The following is a 16,355-nucleotide window of genomic DNA, read 5'->3' on the forward strand; positions in this document are numbered from 1 at the left end:
TCCATCATGAAGCATCGACAGATCGGCATGGCACTGGCATGGAACCTGCTTCCTTTTTTTGTCAAAGCAAACAAGCAGGGGGGAGTGCATGGAAATGGTGCCATTGACTGCCATCGACAAGGCAGATACCGGTTGGGTCATGGTCGCGTCGGCGCAGGTCTTGCTGATGACCTTGCCGGGCATTGCCCTGTTCTATGCGGGGCTGGTGCGGCGCAAGAATGTGGTCAACACCATGGTGGCCGTTTTTGCGGTGGCCTGCGTGGTCACCCTGACCTGGTTCGGCCTGGGCTACTCGCTTGCGTTCACCGCCGAGTCTGCCTGGCTTGGCAATCTGGGACGAGCCTGGTTTGCCTCGCTGCACTTCGATGGCCGGCGCAGCGTGATCTCGGTCAGCCATCTGGCGCCGCATCTGCCCGAGGCGGCCTATGCCCTGTTCCAGGCCGCATTCGCCATCATCACCACCTCGCTGATCGTGGGGGCCGTGGTAGAGCGCATGCGCTTTGCGGCCCTGCTGGTGTTTGCCGCGCTGTGGTGCGTGGTGGTCTATGCGCCGGTGGCCCACTGGGTGTGGGAGAGCGGGGGCTGGCTGAACCAGCTCGGCGCACTGGACTTTGCCGGCGGCGCCGTGGTGCATGTGAATGCGGGCGTGGCGGCACTGGTCTGTGCCTTCATGATGGGGCGCAGGCGCGGCTACGGAACCGAGCCATTCGAGCCGCACAGCCTGGGCTGGACGGCCATGGGCACGGCGCTGCTGCTGTTCGGCTGGTTCGGCTTCAACGCGGGATCGGCCCTGTCTGCCGACGGGCGTGCAGCGCTGGCCTTTGTGGTCACTCTCGTGGCGGCAGCGGCTGCCGGTCTGGCATGGATGGTGGTGGAATGGCTGGTTCGCGGCGCTCCGACCTTGCTGGGCCTGCTCTCGGGCATGGTGGGCGGACTGGTGGCCATCACACCGGCTGCCGGCTTTGTGCAGGTGGGCAGTGCGGTGTGGATAGGCTTGATTGCGGGCGCAGTCTGCTTCTGGGGCGCAACCTGGCTCAAGCGCCGTCTCGGGGCCGACGACTCGCTCGATGTGTTCGGCGTGCATGGCGTGGGCGGCATTGCGGGCTCCATTCTCACGGCGGTGTTTGCCGACCCCCTGATTGCGGGCACAGGCGCGACGGTGATGAACCAGTTGATTGCCGTGGCAGCCGTGGCTGCCTACAGCGGCGCAGCCACGGCCGGGGTGCTGGTGCTGATCCGTCTGCTGATGCCTTTGCGTGTGGATGCCGTGCAGGAAATGGAGGGCCTGGATATCAGTCTGCATCTGGAGCGTCAGCACTAGTGATCCATCAAAGACAGGAGCGGTGTATGGAGGACAGCGATCGAGTGGCGGTGGCCGCACATCTGCATGTGGTGCTGCGGCGCAGGACGGGCCGGGTGACCGATACCGAATGGATGGCCTGCAACCAGGCCTATGCACAGGCCATGGTGGCTTTTGCGCTGGAGCATGCGCGAGAGCAACAGGACGAGGAGCTGGCGCGCCTGGCCCGGCGTCTGCAGGACAGCTGGAGCGGCGACAAGCCCCGGCATGCAGTGCCTGCCGAGACTGCGCAGAGCGACAGCTCGGTCACCACCAAGGCCGCCGAGATACTGCGCACCTCGGCACGCTATATCGGCGGGCTGCGCTGAGGCACAAGCAGGACCTGAGGCCGGGACGGCACCGGCGCTCAGGCCGATGCCGGCAACGAGCCCGGTCTATGGCTTTTTCAGCTCGGCGATATAGGCTTCGCGAGCCTTGATGCCAGCAGCAGTGAAATCGGTGAAAACGCCGTCAATGCCCAGGCGGTAGTAAGCGAGGTATTCCTGTGCAGGGTCACCCTTGAAGATGCCAGCCAGGCGGCTGGCCTCGCTGCGGAAGGTAAAGCTGTGCACCACCAGTCCTGCCTTGTGCGCATTGGCGATCAGGCCCGTGTCCTTCAAGGTGTTCACATCCTTGAGGCCTGCTCCGTCCTTGTAGGGAACGACGGAATGGGCCAGCACCTGGGGTTTCCAGGGGCCGATGCCGTCGGCATAGGTCTTGATCTCGGCCAGGCCTGCCGGTGTCTGCATGACCGCGAAGGTGCGCGCATCGCCTGCCAGCGTCCAGCTATAGGGGCGGCCGCTGATGAAGGTCCATTCGTCGCTGGTGATGTAGCCGACCGAGCCATCCCTGAAGTTGTAGTCATTGCCGTCGATCAGCTGCACGCCCTTGGCCTTCATGCCCGCCTTGCGCAGATACTTCAGGCTGTCGGGGTCGAAGCTCTGGATGTAGATGGGCGCGTCCTTGCGGTTGAGCTGGTTCCTCTCGAGCAGCGCCATCACGGCGTCCTCGAACGGATGCTCGCCCGTGCCGCAGCTGTTGGCGATGGCCTGCTGGTTGTTCCAGTAAGGGTTCTTGGTCTCGGCGTAGACGGCAATCGTGCGGCCTGCCGCCTTGCCCTTGGCGAGTGCGATATCGATCACATCCTGTGCGCTGATCAGTGGCAGCTTGCCATTCCATTCCGTGGGGCGGTCGGCACGGTTGTCCAGTATGGTGCCGCCCAGCAGCGTGCGCAGCTCATGCAGGCTGAAGTCGGAGATGGACCAGTCGCCGGTGTGGTCCTCGCCATCGACGACCAGGGCCTGAAGCACGGATTTCTGGTTGTTGGGATCGATACGGTCGCTCAGATAGCGGGCCGGCCCGTTGTCGGGTGTCGCGGGGTATTTCACATCGACCCATACCCCGGGCGTGGTGCGCTTGCGCGCGGCCACATAGGAATTGCTCTTGGCAACGTCGGCGATGTTGGTGCTGTCGCTCAGCCAGGCGTTGTGGCGTGCCACCAACTGGCAGTCGCGCGTCATGTGCATGTCGAGCTCGATCATGTCGGCGCCCGCATCAATGGCTTTTTCATAGGCCATCTGGGTCTGCTCGGGGTACAGACCCGAGTAGCCGCGGTGGGCGATGACCTGGGGCTGCTTGCCGTCCAGCGTCAGAAACTGCGGCGCAGGCGCTGGTGTCGGGCCGTCTCCGCCGCCACAGGCGCTCAGGGCAAAGGCTGCAAGCAAGGTCAGAGCAAAGACGGGGTGGCGGGTATGGGACATGGGTTCAGGCATGGATGGAGATCGCCTCATGCTTGCGCTTGTTGATGACGGTTGTGTGACCGTGCCCTCGGAGCATGTCACGCTCCGAAGCACAAGGCTGCAGGGGCGGCAGCCTTGTGCGGGGTGCGGCAGTTACAGTCCCAGCTTCCTGGCGACGTAATCGGCATCCTTGTCGCCGCGACCCGAGAGGTTGACCAGAATATGCTGGTCCTTGCCGAGCCCCGGCGCTTCGCGCATGGCCCAGGCCACGGCGTGCGCACTTTCCAGCGCCGGGATGATGCCCTCCACACGCGACAGCGTCATGAAGGCATTCAGGCATTCCTTGTCGTCCACGGACTGGTAGTCCACGCGGCCTATATCCTTGAGATAGCTGTGCTGCGGGCCCACGCCGGGGTAGTCCAGGCCCGAGGCAATGCTGTGCACGGCGGCCGGCGTGCCGTCGGCGTTCTCCAGCACATAGCACTTCATGCCGTGAATCTCGCCGGGCTTGCCAACCGACAGCGTGGCGGCATGGCGACCGGGCTTGTCCACGCCCTCGCCGGCAGGTTCCACGCCCACCAGATGCACGGACTCGTCACCCAGGAAGGCCGTGAAGATGCCCATGGCATTGCTGCCCCCGCCCACGCAGGCGGCCACATGGTCGGGCAGCTTGCCGTGCCGGGTCTGGAACTGTTCGCGTGCCTCACGACCGACGATGGACTGGAAGTCCCGCACCATCATGGGAAAGGGGTGGGGTCCGACCACCGAGCCAATCGCGTAAATGGTGTTGACGGGGTCCTGCAGATAGACCTCGAAGGCGCTGTCCACTGCCTCCTTCAGCGTGGCCGCGCCACGCGTGACTGGCACCAGATTGCAGCCCAGGATGCGCATCTTGGTGACGTTGGGGTGCTCCTTCTCGATATCCACCTGGCCCATGTGAATCTCGCAGGGAATGCCCACCAGCGCACAGGCCGTGGCCAGGGCCACGCCATGCTGGCCGGCACCGGTCTCGGCAATGACTTTTTTCTTGCCCATGAATTTGGCCAGCAGTGCCTCGCCCAGGCAGTGGTTGATCTTGTGAGCCCCCGTGTGATTCAGATCCTCACGCTTGAGATGGATCTGCGCGCCGCCCAGTTGATCGGACAGGCGCCTGGCGTGAAAGATGGGGCTGGGCCGGCCCACATAGTCGGCAAACAGCGCGGCCAGCTCGTCCTGGAAGTCCTGGCGTTTGACGATCTCCTTGTAGGCCGCGGCAATCTCGTCCATGCATCGCTTGAGCTCTGGCGGCACGAGCTGGCCGCCGTAGGGGCCGAAGAAGCCTTGCGCATCGGGCATGGCCTGGGGGTTCTGGGTCATGGCTTGTCTCCTTGGTGTGTGGTGCAGCAAAGCTGCATTCATAGCACACGGTGGGCTCAAGTCGCTTGCAGGCAAGTCCGGATGGAATCAGCACAGAAATGAACGCAGCCCTCAAGATGAAAGCGCTGACAGCTATTGTTTTGATATTGGCAGGCAACCTGCTCCTGCTCTGAAACACAATAGCGACATGAAAGCCAGCTCAGCCCGCGATATTGTCTTTGCCCATGCCCTGGAAACCGCAGCTCCGCACGAGGCGCTGCCCACGACCGAGCGCTGCACTGCCATCACGCAGGAGTGCCTGCACGCCCAGGGCAAGGCCAAGGGCGGCGGTCGTGCAGCGTTCGAGAGTTTTCTGCAGGAGCGGGCACAACGCGTGATTGCTGCAGCGCAACTGCCTGCCGACATACGCGCTGTGGCCCGGCAACGCGCCGGTATTTCACGCTGGTTGGTGCTGGCCGTGATGACAGCGGCATTTGCGCTGGGCTTTGCGGGTCATGCGATCACGGACCCGCATCGTGTGGATCTGCTCTCCGCCTCCTTGATCGGTATCGTGCTGTGGAATCTGCTGGTCTATGTGCTGTTGCTGCTGTCCTGGCTGCGCAGTCTTGTTCGGCGCAGGCAAACAGTGATTGCACCGCTGGAGCCTGAGCCGGGTCAGGGCGCTGCGGCACAGCGGCCCGTGGCAGCCCCCGGTGGCTGGCTGCAAAAGCTGCAGACGAAAAGGTGGGGTGTTTCGCGCGGCACCGGGCTGCGCAAGATGGCGCTGAACTTCGAGCGCAACTGGTGGCAGGTCAACCAGAGACCGCGCCATGCGCAATGGCTTGTGTGTCTGCATCTGGGTGCGGCAATGCTGGCACTGGGTGCGCTGGCATCACTATGGCTCACCGGCCTCACCAAGGCTTATCAAGTGGGGTGGGAGAGCACTTTCCTCTCGCCTTCTGCCGTGCAGACCTGTCTGAACATGCTGTTTGCGCCGGTGCAGCATCTGCTGGGCCAAGCACCGTGGAGTCTGGCGCAGATCCAGGCACTGCAGGGCTGGTCGGCCGGTGATGCCGCAGATGCGGGGCCGCGCTGGGTGCAGCTCTACAGCTGGTTGCTGGGATTGATGGTGGTGGCGCCGCGTCTGCTGCTGGCGCTGTGGCAGGGTGCCAGGGTCTGGTGGTTGAGCCAGCATCTGACATTGCCGCTGCAGCAGCCCTATTTCCAGAAGCTGCAGCGTGACTGGGCGGGGCGTGCAACGGCGCTGCTGGTGCAGCCCTACAGCCTGGACATCACGCCCGAGCGCGAAGCCGCCCTGCGCAGCCATGTGGCGCAGAGCTACGGCGCTGGTGCGCAGCTTGCGTTGCTGCCGGTGCTGGCCTATGGATCGCCCTTGCCGGACGCTTCGGCTGTTGACGCACAGCAGGTGCTGTTGCTCAATCTGGCTGCCACGCCCGAGGCGGAAATTCATGGCGTGCTGCTGGCGCAGGTATTGAACCGCTGGGGCGCGCATACCGATGTGTGGCTATGGGCGGCGGACTTTCGTGCGCGCAACAGCGGTGCCCCGGCGCGAGTGCAGGAGCGCGAGCAGCTGTGGCGGGAATTTGTGCGCGGCGCGGGCCTGAACGCGACCCTGGTGCCAGGCGCAGGAGTGTGATGATGAGTGAGAGCAACGAGCTGGTTCCGATTGACAGCAGCATTCAGTGGTGTCTTTTGTCGCACACCAATATCGGCAAGACCACGCTGACCCGTACGCTGATGGCCGACGATGTCGGCGAGATTGACGATGCCGCACATGTGACCACTCAGTCACAGCGCTATCTGCTTCAGAAAACGCAGCAGGGCGATGAGCTGTGGCTTTGGGATACACCGGGCTTCGGCGACTCGGTGCGGCTTTATGAACGCCTGCGGCAGCAGGGCAATCCGCTGGGCTGGTTTCTCAGCAATGTCTGGGATCGCTGGCGCGACAGGCCTTTCTATCTGAGTCAGCGTGCCTTGCTCGCTGCGCGCGATCATGCGGATGTGATGCTCTACCTCGTCAACGCGGCTGAAGACCCGGCCGATGCAGGCTACTGGAGCGCCGAGATGAACATTCTGGCCTGGATGAACAAGCCGGTCATCGTGCTTCTCAACCAGATTGGCAGCGACACCACGGCAGAGCAGACACAGGAAGATTTGCGGCGCTGGCAGCAGGCGACGCAGAGCTTTCAAAGCGTGGTGCGCGATGTGCTGGTGCTGGATGCCTTCACGCGCAGCTGGTGGCATGAGCGCAAGATGATGCAAAGCATTGCGCCTTTGTTGCCTCAGTCCAAACAGTCTGCCTATCAGCGCCTGCTGGCACAGCGAGCTTTGCTGCAGCAGCAGCGCGAGCAGGCGAGCCTGGGGGTCATGGCAGATCAGCTGATAGCTGCGGCAGGTCTGCATGAAAAGCTTGATCCCGAGCAAGGCAAACTGCTGGCGCGAGCCTGGCAAAGCCTGAGCCAGCTCACCGCCAAGTTGGGTAAATCGGCAGAGGGTGAAGAGCGGCTCGGAGCCCAGGCCAAGGCAGCCGTTCAGCGGCTGATGCAGGCTTTGCGTCAGGCCGATGTGCAGGCCACCCAGCGCTTGCTCGAGATTCATGGACTCGACGGTCAGGCGGCCAGTCAGATACAGGAGCAATTGCGCAGCCAGCTTCAGATCACCACGCCGGTCGATGCGCAGGCAGCCAGCTTGTGGGGGGCGTTGACTGCCGGCGCAGCCACAGGACTGGGGGCCGATCTGATGGCAGGAGGTTTGACGCTGGGTGCCGGTGCCCTGGTGGGGGCGCTGCTGGGGGCCATCACCTTTGGGGGCGCGGCTTGGGGAGCGAACAAGATGTTCGACCAGGAGCAGCAGAGCTTTCAACTCTCGACCGACTATCTGAACGCAGCAGCTGCTCAGGTATTGCTCAAGTACCTGCTGATCTCGCATTTCGGCCGTGGTCGCGGTCGCTACACCAGCCCTGCGGCGCCCAGTCAATGGAGTGAGCTGGCCCAAGGCACGGTGCAGACGCATGCCGCGCAATGGGCCGCACTCTGGGCGCAGCTGCGCGAAGCACATGCCGCAGGAGCGGCTACCGATGCGCAGAGAGTCGCCATGATGGAGCTGCTCTCGCAAAGCCTGCAGCAGATCATGGCCGACCTCTATCCGGGGCTGAATGCAGAGTGCGGTGTCAGAGACGGGGAAAGCGCACGGTAAAAAGCGCGCCGCCACGCTCGGAGACGCCCGTGCTGACGGTGCCGCCCTGCGAGGTCACCAGAGCCTTGACGATGGACAGGCCCAGGCCAGAGCCTTCCCGGCGGCGCTTTCCTGGGGCCTGGACAAAGCGCTGGAACGGATGGGCCTGAACTTCGTCAGCAAGGCCGGGCCCCGCATCGCCTACTTCCAGGATCACCCATGACTGGTTCTGGTGGTCGGAGCTCGCATACACCCGGATGCTCAGCCAGTGGCCGCTGCTGGCATGGCGCAGCACGTTGCTGATGAGGTTGGTGGTGATCTGGCGCAAGCGATCGGTGTCGGCCTTGATGTCGGTGCTGCCATCGCCGTCCTGCATGGGCAGATCCAGTGACAGGGCCATGTCCAGCTTCTGCAGCTGCGGGTGCAAGTCCTCGACGACATCACCGACCAGTGCGGCGAGGTCAATGCGTTCCTTGCGCAGAGACAGCTGTCCGGCGTCGGCCATGGACAGGGTGTGCAGATCGCCGACCAGCCGTCCCAGATGCTCGACCTGGGCCAGCAGCGTCTTCATCTCGGCCTGGCTGGAGTCGATGACGCCGTCGCAGATCGCATGCAGTCTTGCCTGCAGCACCGTCAATGGGGTGCGCAGCTCGTGGGAGATGGAGGCAGCCGTGGCCAGACGCTCTGCTTCCAGCGTCTCCAGCGAATCAACCATGCCGTTGAAGGCATCGATCATCTCGGCCATCTCGCCATGGGCATTGCCCTTGACGGCTCTGGAGGCCAGATCGCCACGCTCCACGCGCGCAGCCACTTCCACCATGGAGGCCAGCGGACTGGTGATGCGTCGCGAAATCCAGAAGCCCACGGCCATGCCGAAAGGCAGGCTGACAGCCAGGCCGATGACCAGCGACCATTTCTCGCCAAACAGGCGGTCGCCTTCCCAGTACTCGGAGTAGATCTGCAGGGCTCTGGGGCTGTCCTCCAGATCCTGGGACTTCAACGCCTCCAGCTCGGTTCTGACGGGACTTGGCAGGTGGCGGTAGAACTCGCGGTACTGCAGTTCGGAAAACGCCAGCACGCCAATGGCCAGGGAGGCAATGGCCAGCAGCACGGCCGCCGTGATCCACAGACCAAAGCGGACCCAGATGCGGTTCAGTCCCAAGGCCATAGACGATAGCCAATACCGCGCACGGTCTCGATCAGCCCGTCCTGGCCGGCCAGTTGCAGCTTGCGGCGCAGTTTGGATAGGTGGGAGTCGATCACCCGCTCCAGCGCATCGCTTTCCGGCAGGCAGTTCTCAATCAGGTAGGCACGTGAAAAGCAGCGGCGTGGCTGGGCCGCCAGGCAGGCCAGCAGACGGAATTCCGTGAGCGTCAGCGCCAGAGGCACGGCCTGGCCCGCATCGTCATAGACGGCTGCACTATGGGCTTCCACGTCGATCTCTATGGGGCCGACGCGTATGGGCGCGGCCACCGGCGCAGGCTTGGCCTGGGTGCGGCGCAGCACGGCACGCACCCGGGCCACCACCTCGGGAGGGTTGAAAGGCTTGACCACATAGTCGTCCGCCCCAAGGCGCAGTGCCAGCAGCTTGTCCACATCGTCTGCCAGGGCCGTCACCATGATGACGGGGACATCGCTGTCATTGCGGATCATGCGCAGCACATCCACTCCATCGACCTTGGGCAGATGAATGTCTAGCAGCACCAGGTCCGGGCGCAGCTGGCGAAAGCTCTGCAGGGCTTCCTCGCCGTCTTGCGCCATGCGAATGCGCAGGCCGTCGCGCTCCAGATAGGCGCTGAGAACGCCGGCAATTCCGGGTTCGTCTTCGACTACAAGCACCATGGGCGTGGAAGCGGGTTGCGTAAAAGTAGTCATGGTTTTGTGTGCAGCAAAGTCATGCATCTGCTGGACTCCCTGAAACTTGTTATCTGCACATTATGTGCGTTGCCGCTGCAATAGCCGAATGGCGGAGGCTCTCCATAATTCCTACATAAACCCTGCAATCTGGCGAAAGCTTGCTGCCGTTCAATGGCGAGGATGGAAAGCTGTCTCTGCTTTTTGCAGCTTCCCCGGGGTACAACCTAAAGCTTGAGCCAACTGCGCTGTGATATTTCCCTCTCACGTCTCGCGTCTTCGCATGGGCAGTCTGTGTCTGTGTGTCTTGTCGTTGCTGGCAGGCTGTGCTGCGCCCGAGGCAGTCAAGCTGGATCGGACCACACCACCCCAATGGCAGCAGCAGGAGTCGGCTCAAAAGTCGGACCCCGCGGAGCTGGCTCAATGGTGGCGTGCCTGGAATGACCCCGCTCTCAATGCGCTGGTCGACGAGGCGCTGGCCCAGAATCTTGATGTGGCTCAGGCCGTGCTGCGTCTGCGTCAGCAGCGCTTGCTGGCGAGTACGGCAGATGCGGCTTTTCGCCCCATAGTCAGCACCGGAGCGCGGACTCTGCAGGATATTGCGGCAGTTGATACTTACTTCCATGCCAGCATTGATGTGAGTTGGGACCTTGGTCTGTTTGGTGACTCCGCCGCGGCGCGCCGTGCAGGCGCGGCCGGCGTGCTGGATGCGCAAGCCCAGCTGCATGCAGCGCGGGTGGCGCTGGTGGCCGATGTGGTGCACCGTTATCTCGATATCCGGCTGGCCCAGGTGCAGCGCAGCCTGGTCGAGAGGCAATTGCAGCAGGCGCAGCGACAGCTGCAGCTCTTGCAGATTCGGCATGAGCAGAGACTGACAGATGCCCAGTCTCTGGAGCAGCAACAGCTGCAGCTGCGCACCGCAGAGTCTCAGCTGTCCACCCTGAACGAAGCCCAGGCGCGTGCTGCCCATGCGCTGGCTGCCCTGCTGGGACGTGAGCGCGCCGAGCCGCAGTGGCTGCAGCCCAGGACGGATGCCGCGTTGCCCGCAATGCAGGCGCTTGCCGTACTGCCGGCAGACCTGCTGCGCAACCGCCCCGATATTCAAAGTGCCGAGGCTGCGGTGGAGCAGGCTGCGGCCGAGGTCGGCGTGTCGCGCGCGGCGCTCTATCCGCGGTTGACCCTGACGGGGTCCTTGCTGTATGCATACAACCTGACGCGCAATCACCGCACGACCTCGGACTCCATTCCCATGGTCGGTCCGCAGATCGACATTCCGCTCTTTGACTGGGGGCGCCGCCGTGCCGTGGCAGACGGCAAGGAGCTGGCGCTGCAGGCCAGCATCAAGGCATACCGCCAGGCCGTGCTCAATGGCATTGCCGAGGCCGAAACTGCCCTGGCAGCGGTTGCCGCCCAGCAGCAAAGGCAGCAGCAGCTGAAGTCCCAGCAGCAGATTCATGCCGGGCGCGAGAAGGCTCAGGCAGTGCGCCAGCAACTGGGCCTGTCCAGCGAGCTTGCGGGCATCGATAGCGCCCGCGCCAGCCTGCAAAACCAGAGCGAGCTGGCAACCGCCAGGGCTGCCGAGGCGCTGGCCTATGTGGCTCTCTACAAGGCAGTGGGTGCTGCGCCTGTCGATGCCGCGCTTGTTACCCGGACCACAGAGGCTCAGCCATGATTGCCCTGGCGCGCAAGACGCTGATCCATGAGTGGAGACGCTTTGTCCCTTCGGTGTTCGCCGTGGGCTTTTCGGGCGTTCTGCTGGCCATGCAGGCCGCCTTGGTGCTGGGCATCTTCGGCTCTGCCGCGATCTACGTGACGGCTTCTTCGGCCGACCTCTGGGTGGGCTATCCGGGCACGCAAAGCGTGAACTTCGGGCGCAATATCGGTAGCGATGTGGAGATGCGTCTGCGCATGGACCCCGATGTGGCGGCCGTGGAATCCTATGTCTGGGTCGATGGCGACTGGCGCGCGCGCGCCGGTGCCCAGGGCGCGACCGGAGGCGGAGTCTCGGTCTATCTTTCGGGCGTCAGCACTGCGGACAACTCCATGATGTTCACCAAGGTGCTCACCTCCTGGCAGCGACAGCTGCTGCGCGAGCCCGGTGCCGTGATTGTGGACAGGGCGGACCTGGGGACTCTGGGCGCGCAGGAAGGCAGCACGGCCTGGATCAACAACCATGCGGTCAAGATCGTGGCTGCCGTAGACGGCTTGCGCGGCCTGGGCGGTGTCAACGTGATCGCCTCGCTCAGCACGGCCCGCGAAATTGCAGAAACCAGTGCCGAGCATGGCAGCACCTATTTCGTGGCGCGCATCAAGCAAGGAGCCAAGGCCGGCGAGGCACAGGCGAGATTGAGCCAGTCCAGCAGCAGCTTCGGCCCGTACGAGGTCTGGACGGCGGATGCCTTTGCGCGCCGCTCTCAGCGTTACTGGATGCTCGATACCGGAGCCGGTGCCGGCGTGCTCTTCATGGCTGTCATCGTCTGCCTGGTGGGCGCCATCGTGACCAGCCAGTCGCTCAAGGCGGTGGTGGCAGGGTCCGCCCGCGAGTATGCGGTGCTCAATGCTCTGGGCGTGAGCCGAGCGGCACTGGGCCGTGTGGTGGTCGAGCAGGCCTGCTGGATTGGCGGCCTGGGCTTTGTGCTGGCGGCACTGGCCAGTGCGGTGCTGCTCAGCATTGCATCCAGCTACCGCGTCCCTGTTGCCCTCAATCTGTCAGCGGTACTTGCGTGCGGCTTTCTGGTGGCCGTGCTGTCGCTGCTGTCGGGTTTGGGCGCCATGCGCAGCTTGCTGCGTGCCGACCCGGCAACCCTGTTGCGTTAAGGCCTGAAACATGCAAGCCGAGACCATGGAACGCATCAAAAATTCTGCTGCAGTCAAGGATGCAGCGCCCAGCCTCGAGGCTGTGCGTCTCGACAAATCCTTTGTGTCGGGCATCGTCCAGGTGCATGTGCTGCAAGGACTGTCCGTCAGCCTGTATGCGGGGGAGTTGAGCCTGATCTCTGGCCCTTCGGGCTGCGGAAAAAGCACGCTGCTGTCGCTGATGTCGGGACTGCAAAAGCCCGATGCCGGTCACGCGATCGCATTGGGCGAGGACCTGGCCAAGCTCGGCACGGCGGCGCTGGAGAAATTTCGTCTGCGTCATACGGGTTTTGTCTTCCAGGGCTTCAATCTGTTTCCGGCCTTGACGGCACTGGAGCAGGTGCAGCTGCCGCTTGGCTATATGGGCCTCAAGAACGCCGAGACATTGCGCCGTGCCAAGGAGGCTCTCGATGAAGTGGGGCTCTCGCACCGCAGTCATATGCGCCCGGCCCAGCTGTCGGGCGGCGAGAAGCAGCGTGTGGCCATCGCACGTGCCATGGCCAAGCAGCCTCGCCTGCTGTTCGCCGACGAGCCCACCAGTGCGCTGGACGCCGAGAGCGGCCAGCGTGTCATTGATTTGCTGCACCGTGCAGCGCGCACGCACGGCACCACGGTGCTCTGCGTCAGCCATGATCCGCGCCTGGTGCGCCACGCCGATCGTGTGTTGGGCATGGAAGACGGCGCCATTCGCAGCGACTGGCGCCAGAACAGCCCCATCAAGGAATAAACATGAACCCAAGCCCATTTCGTCTCAGCATTGTGTCGGGCGCGCCGCTGCTGGCGGCTGCCGTGCTGATGCTGGGCGGGTGCTCTCCGTCTCAGGACGCAGCCTCCGTGATCACGCCGGCCGCAGCCCAGATCAAGCCTCAAAGCCAGGTAGCCGTTGCGCGGGGCAAGATCGATGTAGAAGGCGGTCTGCTCGATCTCTCGTCTGCCGCATCGGGCGTGGTGCAGCAATTGCTGGTCAAGGAAGGCCAGAGCGTGCAGAAAGGCCAGCCAGTGCTGCGTCTAGCCGACGATGCGGCGCGCGCCGATCTGGCGGTGGCGGAGTCCGAGCTGCAGCTGGCACAGACCAAACTCAAGACGCGCCAGAATCGCCTGCCCGCGCTCAAGGCCACGCTGACGCGCTGGCAGTCCGCTGCCAAACAGGGGGCAGCGGACCTGCAGAGCGTGGACGAAGCCGTGCAGGCCCTGCGTGATGCGCAGTCCGAAGTGGATATTGCGGCTGCAGAAGTCACGGTCGCCAAGCGCAAGGCCGAGCAGTTGCGGGCCCTGCTGCAGCGCCACGAGCTGCGTGCGCCCGAGGCCGCAGTCGTGGTGCGTCTGCAGGCACAGGGCGGCAGCATGCTGCAAAGCGGCAGTCCGGTGGCGGTGCTGCTGCCCAAGCGCCCCTTTATCGTGCGTGCCGAAGTCAACGAAAGCTTTGTGACGGCGATTCGCGAGGGCATGAAGGCCCTGGTGACGGTGGACGCAGACGGCAGCGCTGCCCGCCAGGAGTTTCCTGCTGCGACCGTGTTGCGCATCAGTCCCGTCTATGGAGCGGCCAAGCTGCAGGACGACGCGCAGCGCGGCCCGGTAAGGGTTGTGGAATGCGTGCTGGCATTTGACCAGCCGCCCGCCAATGTCAAGGTCGGTCAGAACGTGAGGGTCAGTTTCCATGAATAAGCGCATTCAGATTTTCCCGTCGCCTGCAGGTACCGCTACGGCCGGCTGGATGGTGCAAAGCGATTTCGACGGCACCATCAGCCTGCTGGACGTGACCGATACCCTGCTCAATCGCTTTGGCAAGCCGGGCTGGGAGGAACTGGAAGACGCCTGGGAGCGCGGCGATATCGGCTCGCGCGAATGCATGAAGGGGCAGGTGGCCCTGCTGGACATGAGCGAGGTCGAGCTGCAGAACCATCTGGACAGCATCGAGATCGACGAGCACTTTGCCGGCTTCGTGGCCGAGGCCAGGCTGCATGGCATCAAGGTGCAGGTCGTCAGCGACGGCATTGACTATGCGATTCGCCATGTGCTCGCACGCCATGGCCTCGGGGATCTGGAAGTGATCGCCAACCATCTGGTGCAGACGGGCGAGCGTAGCTGGCGACTGGATTCGCCCTGGGCCAGCAATCGCTGCACACGGGCCAGCGGCAACTGCAAGTGCGAACGCCTGGCCGAGCAGCAGGCCGTTCATGGGCGAGTGCTGTATATCGGCGACAGCACGTCGGACTTCTGCGTTTCCGGCAAGGCGGATTTCGTGCTGGCCAAGTACAAGCTCATCGACTATTGCGAGAGCCAGGGGATTGCCCACGCGCGCTTCGAGCATTTTGCGCAGGCCACCCAACTGCTGGAGCAGGTCCTGCTCGGCATGGAGCAGATTGCATGAATGCGGCCGATGGATTGGGGCTGCTGCAGCAGCCGGATTTGCAGCAGCTGTGCGTGACGCCGCATGAGTTCGTCATGCCCGGCGAAGGCCGCAATGCCCGCACGGGCGTGCTGTTGATCCATGGCCTGACCGGCACGCCCGCCGAGATGCGCCTGCTCGCTAAAGGTCTGAACAAGCAGGGCTTCACGGTCTACGGGGTGCAGCTGGCAGGACATTGCGGCAGCATGGAAGACTTGGTGGCTGCCCGCTGGACGGACTGGCTGGCCAGTGTGGAGTCGGGCCTGCAGCGCTTTTCGCTGCATGTGGACCATGTGGTGGTCGGCGGTCTTTCCATGGGGGCGCTGCTGTCACTGGCCGTGGCCGAGCGCCATCCCGACAAGGTTGCGGGCGTCTGCGCGCTGTCCACCACCTTCCGCTATGACGGCTGGAGCATCCCTGCCTATACCAAGCTGGCGTTCCTGCTGCCGCTATTCCGCTTGCTGGGCATTGGCCGCAACAGCGTCTTCATGGAGGCGCCACCCTACGGCATCAAGGACGAGGCCTTGCGCGCGCGCGTGGTCGAGCAGATGAACAGCGGCGACAGCTCTGCCGCAGGCCTGCCCGGCAATCCCTGGTGGAGCGTCATCGAGCTGCGCGCCCTGTCCGCGAATGTGCAGGCCGGACTGGCGCAGCTGCGCTCGCCCTGTCTGGTCATTCATGCCCGGGAAGACGATATTTCCTCGGTCAGCAATGCCCACGATATCCAGCGCGGCGCGGTCAACGCCCATGTCGACCTGGTGCTGCTGGACAATTGCTATCACATGATCACCATCGACCGCGAGCGCCGCACCGTGATTGCCAAGCTCAACGAGTTCATCGCGCGTATCGCCAGCTCGGCAGCGCCTGCCAGGGGTGCGAATGGGTAGTGATCTCTCGCCCCTGGTGGTGACGCTGTGGATACTCAATGTGCTGGTGGACAGCGGCGGACAGCTGGCTTTCAAGGCCGCGGCCAGCGAGCCGGGGCATCGCAATGGCACGGAGCGCTGGCGCTTCATGCTGGCCAGGCCCTGGCTGTGGGTGGGCATTGCCTGCTATGTGGCGGAGTTTCTGGTCTGGCTGGCATTTCTGTCGCTGGTGCCGCTGTCGGACGGGGTGCTGCTGGGCTCGATCAACATCGTCGCCATCATGATTCTGGGGCGGGTGCTGTTTCGCGAAAAGCTCGCGCCCATGCGCGTGGCCGGCATCGTGCTGGTGTCCATAGGCGTGGCCATCGTTGGATTGCACTGAGGGCCGTCGGCTATGAAGCGTTTTTACATTGTCGGCTTTCTGGTACTCATGGCCTTTGACACGCTGGCGCAGCTCAGCTTCAAGCAGGCCGGTGATTCCGCACTGCCGCTGGAGTTCTCCACCGGCTGGCTGCTGCGCGTGTTCAGCCAGCCCTGGATCTACGGTGCATTCGTTGGCTACATCGGTGCCTTTTTCACCTGGATGAGCCTGCTCAAGCACGCTCCCATCGGCCCGGCATTCGCGGCCTCGCATCTGGAGATCATCTCGGTGCTGGCGATCTCGTACTGGCTGTTCAACGAGCCCATTGGCTGGCCGCAGATCATTGGCTGTCTGTTCATCGTGGCCGGCATCATGTGCCTGGCGGTGAGCGAGAAGCCAGAGGCCGAGCAGGCCGCCTGAC

At 63.8% G+C, this 16,355-nt stretch carries 16 protein-coding genes; 12 read left to right on the forward strand and 4 right to left on the reverse strand.

The window, feature by feature from the left end:
• Positions 1-88: 88 nt before the first annotated feature.
• Together JAO85_RS10250 and JAO85_RS10255 are read left to right on the forward strand one after the other, a co-directional pair.
• Positions 89-1,321: an ammonium transporter gene (locus JAO85_RS10250; protein ID WP_202788012.1), complete on the forward strand. Its 1,233-nt coding sequence runs from the start codon at positions 89-91 to the stop codon at positions 1,319-1,321.
• A gap of 26 nt (positions 1,322-1,347) precedes the next feature.
• Positions 1,348-1,668, forward strand: coding sequence for a hypothetical protein (locus JAO85_RS10255; RefSeq protein ID WP_057094265.1), 321 nt, complete (start codon positions 1,348-1,350; stop codon positions 1,666-1,668).
• Between the two features lie 66 nt (positions 1,669-1,734).
• Here the strand turns inward: JAO85_RS10255 and JAO85_RS10260 are convergent, their stop codons facing one another.
• Together JAO85_RS10260 and trpB are read right to left on the reverse strand one after the other, a co-directional pair.
• Entirely contained in the window at positions 1,735-3,111 is a 1,377-nt protein-coding gene (locus JAO85_RS10260) for a glycerophosphodiester phosphodiesterase family protein (RefSeq protein WP_237734791.1), read from the reverse strand.
• A 120-nt stretch (positions 3,112-3,231) separates the two neighbouring features.
• Positions 3,232-4,434 carry a tryptophan synthase subunit beta gene (gene trpB / locus JAO85_RS10265; protein WP_202788013.1) on the reverse strand — a complete coding sequence of 401 codons (1,203 nt, stop codon included), beginning with the start codon at positions 4,432-4,434 and terminating at the stop codon, positions 3,232-3,234.
• A gap of 187 nt (positions 4,435-4,621) precedes the next feature.
• Between trpB and JAO85_RS10270 the strand changes: the two genes are divergently transcribed.
• On the forward strand, positions 4,622-6,070 hold the full coding sequence (locus JAO85_RS10270) for a DUF2868 domain-containing protein (RefSeq protein WP_202788014.1): 1,449 nt from the start codon (positions 4,622-4,624) through the stop codon (positions 6,068-6,070).
• Between the two features lie 2 nt (positions 6,071-6,072).
• Positions 6,073-7,629 (forward strand): DUF3482 domain-containing protein, encoded by a 1,557-nt coding sequence (locus JAO85_RS10275; RefSeq protein WP_039049368.1) that lies wholly within the window; start codon positions 6,073-6,075, stop codon positions 7,627-7,629.
• On the opposite strand, the gene JAO85_RS10280 is transcribed toward JAO85_RS10275, so the two are convergent.
• Together JAO85_RS10280 and JAO85_RS10285 are read right to left on the reverse strand one after the other, a co-directional pair.
• Positions 7,604-8,776, reverse strand: a complete 1,173-nt coding sequence (locus JAO85_RS10280) for a cell wall metabolism sensor histidine kinase WalK (RefSeq protein WP_012836634.1) — start codon at positions 8,774-8,776, stop codon at positions 7,604-7,606. The two genes, JAO85_RS10275 and JAO85_RS10280, sit on opposite strands and share 26 nt — an antisense overlap.
• Positions 8,761-9,510 (reverse strand): response regulator, encoded by a 750-nt coding sequence (locus tag JAO85_RS10285; RefSeq protein WP_003069560.1) that lies wholly within the window; start codon positions 9,508-9,510, stop codon positions 8,761-8,763. The genes JAO85_RS10280 and JAO85_RS10285 overlap by 16 nt, the downstream gene beginning before the upstream one ends.
• Positions 9,511-9,745: 235 nt before the next feature.
• Between JAO85_RS10285 and JAO85_RS10290 the strand changes: the two genes are divergently transcribed.
• Genes JAO85_RS10290 through JAO85_RS10325 form a run of 8 tightly spaced genes read left to right on the forward strand, consistent with a single transcriptional unit; the run spans position 9,746 to position 16,354 of the window.
• The gene (locus tag JAO85_RS10290) at positions 9,746-11,134 is read left to right on the forward strand and encodes an efflux transporter outer membrane subunit (protein WP_087863567.1); all 1,389 of its coding nucleotides are present in this window, start codon (positions 9,746-9,748) and stop codon (positions 11,132-11,134) included.
• Positions 11,131-12,279: an ABC transporter permease gene (locus tag JAO85_RS10295; RefSeq protein ID WP_202788015.1), complete on the forward strand. Its 1,149-nt coding sequence runs from the start codon at positions 11,131-11,133 to the stop codon at positions 12,277-12,279. The genes JAO85_RS10290 and JAO85_RS10295 overlap by 4 nt, the downstream gene beginning before the upstream one ends.
• A gap of 10 nt (positions 12,280-12,289) precedes the next feature.
• Entirely contained in the window at positions 12,290-13,045 is a 756-nt protein-coding gene (locus JAO85_RS10300) for an ABC transporter ATP-binding protein (protein WP_012836637.1), read from the forward strand.
• A 2-nt stretch (positions 13,046-13,047) separates the two neighbouring features.
• The gene (locus JAO85_RS10305; RefSeq protein WP_003069556.1) at positions 13,048-13,983 is read left to right on the forward strand and encodes an HlyD family secretion protein; all 936 of its coding nucleotides are present in this window, start codon (positions 13,048-13,050) and stop codon (positions 13,981-13,983) included.
• Positions 13,976-14,689: an MtnX-like HAD-IB family phosphatase gene (locus JAO85_RS10310; RefSeq protein WP_041743859.1), complete on the forward strand. Its 714-nt coding sequence runs from the start codon at positions 13,976-13,978 to the stop codon at positions 14,687-14,689. The genes JAO85_RS10305 and JAO85_RS10310 overlap by 8 nt, the downstream gene beginning before the upstream one ends.
• Positions 14,686-15,594 carry a carboxylesterase gene (locus JAO85_RS10315; RefSeq protein WP_003069554.1) on the forward strand — a complete coding sequence of 303 codons (909 nt, stop codon included), beginning with the start codon at positions 14,686-14,688 and terminating at the stop codon, positions 15,592-15,594. The genes JAO85_RS10310 and JAO85_RS10315 overlap by 4 nt, the downstream gene beginning before the upstream one ends.
• On the forward strand, positions 15,587-15,955 hold the full coding sequence (locus tag JAO85_RS10320; RefSeq protein ID WP_003071857.1) for an EamA family transporter: 369 nt from the start codon (positions 15,587-15,589) through the stop codon (positions 15,953-15,955). The genes JAO85_RS10315 and JAO85_RS10320 overlap by 8 nt, the downstream gene beginning before the upstream one ends.
• Before the next feature lie 12 nt (positions 15,956-15,967).
• Complete coding sequence (locus tag JAO85_RS10325) at positions 15,968-16,354, forward strand: multidrug efflux SMR transporter (protein WP_003069549.1); 387 nt, start codon at positions 15,968-15,970, stop codon at positions 16,352-16,354.
• The last annotated feature ends 1 nt before the right edge of the window (position 16,355 follow it).

It is taken from the genome of Comamonas sp. NyZ500 (genome assembly GCF_016772095.1).
Lineage (GTDB): Bacteria > Pseudomonadota > Gammaproteobacteria > Burkholderiales > Burkholderiaceae_C > Comamonas > Comamonas thiooxydans.